Below are 6,606 nucleotides of genomic sequence, written 5' to 3' on the forward strand. Positions count from 1 at the left end.
TCAATGGGTCGCGGAGGATCATAATGTCCTCCTGGCCGACTGACGCCGAAGGGGAATTTTGTGGGGATACTTCAGGGTCAGGTCTTGATCCGTGACCCTTGAAGGCATAGATCAAGCTCGCGTAGGGCGGGAAAGCGTAGCGCATCCCACCGCTACTCAGACGGCGGGATGCGGTCGTCCTTGACCTATCCCGCCTTACGAGCTGCCCCTGAGTTAGGCGTTAGCCTAAATAGAGGTATAAAATGAAAATTGCATTTACTTCCTGCTCCAAAATTCAAAAGTACCCAGTTCAAAAGGCCTGGAAATATATAGAGGATGAAAACCCAGATCACTTGCTTTTATTAGGCGACAATGTATACGCACCTAGAAAGCAAGAATGGGATATGGAGGTTCTAGATAGTATATATAGGATGCAACTAGAGGAACCTAATTTTGCTCGTCTTATAAAAAACGTGGATTTTAATGCAATATGGGATGATCATGATTTCGGTGCAAATAATGCCAAAGGGGGAGAAAAGAATATTAAAGAAGAGCTAAAGAAAGCTTCTCTAGAATTATTTTATAAACACCTTGGGAACAGAATGTTTTCTAGTCCGAGTCCTGATCATGTTTATCATTCATTTGAAAAAGGTAACATCAAATTCATTATGCTCGACGTGCGTTATTATAGAACTAAGGCGAGTAATGAGTCACCTACCATACTAGGTGCTATTCAGGAGGTTTGGCTAACTCAGCAACTGGATCATAATAAAAAGTTTACCGTTGTTTGTTCTGGAAGTTGCCTTACAAAAGGTGGTGAACGATTGGATAAATATGGCGAAAAATATGATTCGATGGTAAAGTTATTTAAAGACCGGGGGAATGTAATAGTTTTGTCAGGGGATATCCACAAAAATCGTTTTATAGGCACGCATGATGGTTTTTTTGAGGTTATTTCTTCTGCTGTAGCTAGAAATAGGGGAGGGCTAAGCAGAAAGAGTAACAACAATTATGGGATTATTGAATTCACAGATGACGTAATAAATGTGAACCTAAAAGGTAGAAAAAGAAAGGACAATATAAATAAATCAATCGATGTGAATACTTGGTCAGTGATTGGCTAACTTTAGCTCGTAGGGCGGGAAAGCTGCATCCCGCCTTTTATTCGGTGTCCCAACAAAAAAAGGACACCCACTTTGTTTAGTGGCAAGAAATGACATCTTTTCCCTCCAGCTGCCTTTCGACACGGACCCACAGAGAACCTCTTAAAAAATAATAAAGGGACCCCCACTTTGTAGAGCAATAAAAAGACACCCACTTTGTTTATTGCACGTTGGCGGCAGTTAAGCGCTAAGAGCAGCCATCAGTTTTGGAGTACTTTCAATGAATATGGCAAAAGTTCACCAGGTTGCACGTGGATTCAGGATCACGCTATTCACGCTATTTATGACAGGAACATTGCTGTCAGCCTGTGTCAACGGCGGCAACTACCTGGAACCTCAAGAGGAGAAACTCGGTACCGATTCCGATCTGGATCGCAGCTTTCACGTGGTGGCCGATGAGCCGCAGGGCTTTGGTCTCCGTATGGAAGGCTTCATCATCGGTATCGAAAAGTCCAAACGAGAAACCCTCGGCGTTCAGCCGCTGACTGACGATCCACATCTCAACAGTGACCCAGCCGGATTTGACCCGGAGAACACCCGCCATCTGGCCGCGCGCCTAAATGACGGCAAACGAACCTTTATTTCGCATCTCGTGCAGGCCAAGTTGGACGACAGTTTACCAATTCCCTATATCAAGAACCTGTTTCTGTATGATTCCTACTGCACAGACTGCAAAGACGACCGGCGGCCCAGCCATCCTACGTGGACCATGAAGACCGACAGTCTGTATGCTCGCTCGTGGGAAGCGCTGGAGAAACTGGAAGGTGTCCTGGCCGAGCAACTTGCCGTGGCTCACGAAGAAGGCCAACCCTATACCCACGTGGTTGTGGGCAGCATGGGTTGGAATACCGCGCAAGAAAAGGCGGTCCGCAACCTTAACAGCATTTTTGGCAACATCCTGATCAGTCAGAGCAACGGATTCAAGCCCCTCTATATTGCCGTTACCTGGCCCTCAGAATGGAATGTCCCTATGGTTAGCCTAGGGAACAAAGCAAATGATGCCGACGAGATTGGCTTCGTTTGGGCTAATGCACTGATCAACTGGCACCTCTCGGACTTACGGACGCGCGCATCCGCGAATACCTGGCCGGCATTTAAGATCATTGCGATCGGGCACAGCCTGGGTGCGCGTCTCATGACCCGGGCGGCATTCAGCGGCGCCGTTCTAAATCCCCCTGTGGATTTACAGGATGGACTAGATTTGGTTATTGGTCTGCAGGGCGCTTTCAGTATGAACCGGTTCCTGGCCGAGCGCAAAAAGGGGCGGGAGGGAGCGCCCTATGCCAATTACAAGAACCTGCGTGGCAGAGTGGCTCTGACATGGTCCGAACACGACAAGGCCACCCCTATCGCTAATCTGATCACTGGCGCAAACTACGCGGGGGCAGAGGAGGGTTATGAGCGCGCCTCCGATCCCAGGTATAAACACCATTTCGCCTTCTACACAGCTTCCGAGAAAGGTGAGTTGACGCCCGAAGGAGACGCCGCAAGCCAGGAAAAGCAGGTGATCTACATCAATGCCAACAGTCTGATCAAGTATGAGGTGCTAGGTACAGGCGGAAAGGCACACAGCGACATCTATAACGCCTACATGGGTAGCATGCTGGGGACGCTGATTTCTGAATTCTGACCTATAGATAAAAGGACACCTAGATAAAAGGACACCCACTTTGTTTCCAGGATCAATTCTCAGGCATGAATTTCGATCACCGCCGTGGCTGGATCGTCGAGCACATGCAGCAGTTAGCCGCTCTGTTTGCCATCGATGTGGCCGCTTATGCGGTGATGAGTAACCACTATCACATGGTGGTGCGTATCGACCGGGAACGGGCCTTGGGGTGGTCGATCGAGGAGGTACTAAGACGCTGGACGGGGCTTTTTACCGGGCCAGTGTTGGTAACACGTTATCTCTCAGCGTCACGAGCGGGGATGACCCAGGCGGAGATCACCAAGGTCGAGGCGCTGGCCGAGGTCTACCGAGGGCGGTTGCACGATTTGTCCTGGTTCATGCGTACCCTCAACGAGCATATCGCCCGCCGGGCCAATGCCGAGGATGGGGTGAAGGGGCGGTTTTGGGAGGGTCGCTTCAAGAGCCAGGCGTTGCTTGATGAGAAGGCGTTGTTGGCAGCGATGGCTTATGTGGATCTGAATCCGGTCCGGGCGGGGCTGGCCGAGACACCGGAGACTTCGGACTACACCTCGATTCAGGAGCGTGTCGTCGGCTTGCCGGAGGAGGTCGGGTCCGATACCGGTTCGCAGGAGACTGCAACCGTTAAAGATCCTGACACAGCACTCGACGGGGAGCGGTTACGACCGGAGGCTGAGACGCAGATCTTACCCCAAGCCCCGCTGATGCCCTTTGATGCCACTGCGCGGACTCCTTGGGCAGTGCCGTTTGCCTTCGAGGACTACCTGGAGCTGGTCGATTGGACGGGCCGCGCATTACGCGCGGATAAGTCTGGATATATCGAGGCGCGAGAGCCCAAGATCCTCACGCGATTGGGCATCGATGGGGAGCAGTTTATCGGCTATTCCGAGCGTCTTCTCAAGGCGTTCGGAACGGCGGTCGGTGCGCCGGCATCGCTGGTGAATCTTTGCGCGCGGCGTCAGGCCAAGTACCTGCGTGGTATCCAGGCTGCGCGAGCGGTGTTTGTAGACAAGCAGGCAGCGTGATAGGGTTGAAAGGGTTTGGCATAAAGGGGTCAGCCCGAGGAAATGGGGTCAGGTCTTGATCCGTCACCCTTGAAGGCACAGGTCAAGACCTGACCCCTTTCCCTTTTTGTAAACAGAAAGATCATTTCCGACATAAAGAGACGTAAGAGGGCTTTGAAATGGAAATTATCATTGTGTTGTTAGCCGTTATGCTCATCGGATTAATCGCGTATATTTCCTCACAGGCGATGCGCCATTGAATGTCAATGGCCTACGGCCTATGAAAAAAGGGAAAAAAACGGAGAAAAAAAGGACCCCCACTTTGTTGCTGGCGGCGAACCACAAAGCCCTGCTGCCCTAGCTGGCGTTAGGGCCTACTGAAGTTGGCTTTAAGACTGCTGAAGGATTTACATATGTCCGATGTTCCCATTCATAGTTTGGAAGCGATAGTAGCTCGCTTACGACAGCAAGCAGAAGAAGAGCTGATGCGTATTACTGTCCATGCGCATCAGGAAATGGTCGAGGAACATATTTCGCTGGACGATGTAGTGAGCGTGCTGCTTCAGGCGACAGTTGTGGAGAACTATCCAGAACACAAAAGAGGTGCCTGCTGTCTTGTCTGCGGTCAAACCCGCACGGGCAGATACTTGCATGTAGTCTGTACAACGGCTCTCGATCTGGCAATAATCATAACTGTATACGAACCCAAACTTCCAAAATGGGTTGATCCTTTTACCAGAGGCCAAAGATAATGAACTGCAGCATCCAAGGATGTCCTGGGCACTACGAGCATCGTCTAATCGTACATACGGTCAAGCGTGGAGAGACAGTACTTATCTTTGAGAATGTACCTGCTGAGGTCTGCGACGTGTGTTCTGATATACTGCTAGCCCCAGAGATAATCCGTCATCTTGAGAAACTTATAGAGCAACGTGCGGAACCGATAAAGCACGCGCCAGTGTATGCCTACGCATAAGCTTTTTCGGCAGTAAGGGAGGATTGAGTCGGTCGTCCTGTTTTGCCTGCCCGCGTAGGTCGGATAAGGCCAGGGATGGCAGCCACCCGACGGAGGTGGCTATTGGCTGCTGGGAAAAGCAGGAAAAGGGGCCAAGTTCAATTTCTGAAGTATATCGATTGCAAATGATAACCATCGAATCGAAATCATGCCTATATTAAAAGAATTATCTAAAAAATATGGTTTAAAATCATTATACCGAGATTGGGGTGAGGAACGAACCCCAACATGGTATGTTGGGTTACGGCGCGTGCAACCTCTTCGGCACATACCAACCTAGCAGCACGCGCCTAACCCAACCTATGGTTCAACCGGTGAAGATTCCACTCCATCAATGTTACCGGTAATTGAGAGCATCCGTGCCAGGTCCCTCACTATGCTTAACTCGGTGGCTCAGCTCCCACAACACCACCCGATCTCCGTCCGGGAATACTTCCGCATGGGCGAGACAGATGTCTTGGATCCCGAGGCACGCTGTGAGCTGATAGAAGGCGAGCTCTTCGATATGCCCCCCATCGGTCCTCCACACTCCAGTAAAGTCAAACGCCTCATCCGGTCCTTCTCCCGGATAATCGGTGACCAGGCCATCGTCTCGGCACAAGATCCTATTTTGCTCGGCGATTTCTCGGCCCCCCAACCGGACCTGGCGTTGCTGCGCTGGCGGGAAGACTTCTACGAACAGGTCCACCCCGGACCGGAAGACATCCTGGTGCTGGTCGAGGTAGCGGACAGCACCCTCACCTACGACCGTGACCGCAAGCTCCCCCTCTATGCCCGCTTCGCGATACCGGAGGTCTGGCTCGTCGATGTGGCAGGAAGACAACTGGATGTACACCGGGACCCGGAAAGCGGGAAGTATAAGACGAAGTTTCGGGTGCAGGATCTGTCGTGTGTCGGCATCGCCGCGCTGCCCGACATCGAGCTGAATCTGCGGTCGCTGTTCTGACCGGACGAGCGTGCCTGGTACACAGCAGGATATACCCTTTACAAGACCGCCCTTGGATAAGCACGGGCATCCGGGAGCAACATGGGGTTCCCGAAATCTTAAACGACATCACTGTTCTGTAGATAATGAATTATGCTCGAATTGAAATGGATACAAGATAAAGTCGGGAAAAGTCAGTATTATCTTTTACGGCATGGCGATCAAGAAAGGAAAAACGACAATCTTGTAATAACAGAAATCGAAGAAGCTATATTAAATGGAAGAATAATAAGAAGAGTACAAAGATACCAGACGGGGAGAAAGTTGTTTGGTTGCCGGATTCACTGACCAGGGAAAACCGATTCATGTAGTGTGTGCTAAAATAGAGAACGATTTGCTCATAGTAACCGTATATGTTCCAACTCCACCGAAATTTAAAACTATCTACGAACGAGGTTAATTTATGCGAAAAATTTGTCACTTTTGCGGGAACAAGAATTTCAGGCAAGTGAATGTTCAATACACATACACATATGACAATAAATATCTTATTGTTAACGAAGTCCCATGTGAACAATGTGAGTATTGCGGCGAACAATATTTTAAAGCAGATACTATAAAAGCAATTGAACAAGAATTCGATCAAATCTATGTACATGGCAAGAAAACGAAGGAAGAAATTCGTGTTCCAGTAGAACGACTCATCGAGGTTGACGTGCCTAATCAGGTAAGGGCAGGTGATTAACCCACCCTCCCGACCAAAAGGACCAAAAGGACACCCACTTTATTTGACTTGGGTAGTGGTATTTTTTAAATGCTAGAGTAGAATAACTCATCTACAAAATCAATCAAAGGGGTTTTCAGTCATGATT

General features: G+C 49.7%; 7 protein-coding genes and 1 pseudogene. All 8 read left to right on the plus strand.

The features are described from left to right. The first annotated feature begins 242 nt into the window (after positions 1 to 242). The 8 genes and pseudogenes from BQ17_RS11425 (at position 243) to BQ17_RS11460 (ending at position 6,479) form a co-directional block, all read left to right on the plus strand. The gene (locus tag BQ17_RS11425) at positions 243 to 1,103 is read left to right on the plus strand and encodes an alkaline phosphatase D family protein (protein WP_089727168.1); all 861 of its coding nucleotides are present in this window, start codon (positions 243 to 245) and stop codon (positions 1,101 to 1,103) included. Positions 1,104 to 1,362: 259 nt separating this feature from the next. After that, entirely contained in the window at positions 1,363 to 2,772 is a 1,410-nt protein-coding gene (locus BQ17_RS11430) for a hypothetical protein (protein WP_141699240.1), read from the plus strand. A gap of 65 nt (positions 2,773 to 2,837) precedes the next feature. After that, positions 2,838 to 3,815, plus strand: coding sequence for a hypothetical protein (locus BQ17_RS11435; protein WP_089727172.1), 978 nt, complete (start codon positions 2,838 to 2,840; stop codon positions 3,813 to 3,815). Between the two features lie 392 nt (positions 3,816 to 4,207). Then, positions 4,208 to 4,546 carry a DUF4258 domain-containing protein gene (locus BQ17_RS11440; protein ID WP_089727174.1) on the plus strand — a complete coding sequence of 113 codons (339 nt, stop codon included), beginning with the start codon at positions 4,208 to 4,210 and terminating at the stop codon, positions 4,544 to 4,546. Next, a complete protein-coding gene (locus tag BQ17_RS24175; RefSeq protein ID WP_089727176.1) occupies positions 4,546 to 4,770 on the plus strand; it encodes a YgiT-type zinc finger protein in 225 nt (74 codons plus the stop codon). Before BQ17_RS11440 ends, BQ17_RS24175 begins: the two co-directional genes overlap by 1 nt. 415 nt (positions 4,771 to 5,185) lie before the next feature. Next, entirely contained in the window at positions 5,186 to 5,755 is a 570-nt protein-coding gene (locus tag BQ17_RS11450; RefSeq protein ID WP_089727178.1) for a Uma2 family endonuclease, read from the plus strand. A 283-nt stretch (positions 5,756 to 6,038) separates the two neighbouring features. Then, positions 6,039 to 6,194: pseudogene (locus tag BQ17_RS24180) on the plus strand (DUF4258 domain-containing protein); the annotation flags it as partial. A 3-nt stretch (positions 6,195 to 6,197) separates the two neighbouring features. Then, on the plus strand, positions 6,198 to 6,479 hold the full coding sequence (locus tag BQ17_RS11460) for a type II toxin-antitoxin system MqsA family antitoxin (protein ID WP_089727182.1): 282 nt from the start codon (positions 6,198 to 6,200) through the stop codon (positions 6,477 to 6,479). Positions 6,480 to 6,606 lie beyond the last annotated feature (127 nt).

This window comes from Candidatus Thiosymbion oneisti (assembly GCF_900092655.1).
Taxonomy (GTDB): Bacteria; Pseudomonadota; Gammaproteobacteria; order Chromatiales; family Chromatiaceae; genus Thiosymbion; species Thiosymbion oneisti.

Coding starts and splice junctions, on each gene's coding strand:
- BQ17_RS11425 (WP_089727168.1), top strand. CDS start 243: ATGAAAATTGCATTTACTTCCTGCTCCAAAATTCAAAAGTACCCAGTT.
- BQ17_RS11430 (WP_141699240.1), top strand. CDS start 1,363: ATGAATATGGCAAAAGTTCACCAGGTTGCACGTGGATTCAGGATCACG.
- BQ17_RS11435 (WP_089727172.1), top strand. CDS start 2,838: ATGAATTTCGATCACCGCCGTGGCTGGATCGTCGAGCACATGCAGCAG.
- BQ17_RS11440 (WP_089727174.1), top strand. CDS start 4,208: ATGTCCGATGTTCCCATTCATAGTTTGGAAGCGATAGTAGCTCGCTTA.
- BQ17_RS24175 (WP_089727176.1), top strand. CDS start 4,546: ATGAACTGCAGCATCCAAGGATGTCCTGGGCACTACGAGCATCGTCTA.
- BQ17_RS11450 (WP_089727178.1), top strand. CDS start 5,186: ATGCTTAACTCGGTGGCTCAGCTCCCACAACACCACCCGATCTCCGTC.
- BQ17_RS11460 (WP_089727182.1), top strand. CDS start 6,198: ATGCGAAAAATTTGTCACTTTTGCGGGAACAAGAATTTCAGGCAAGTG.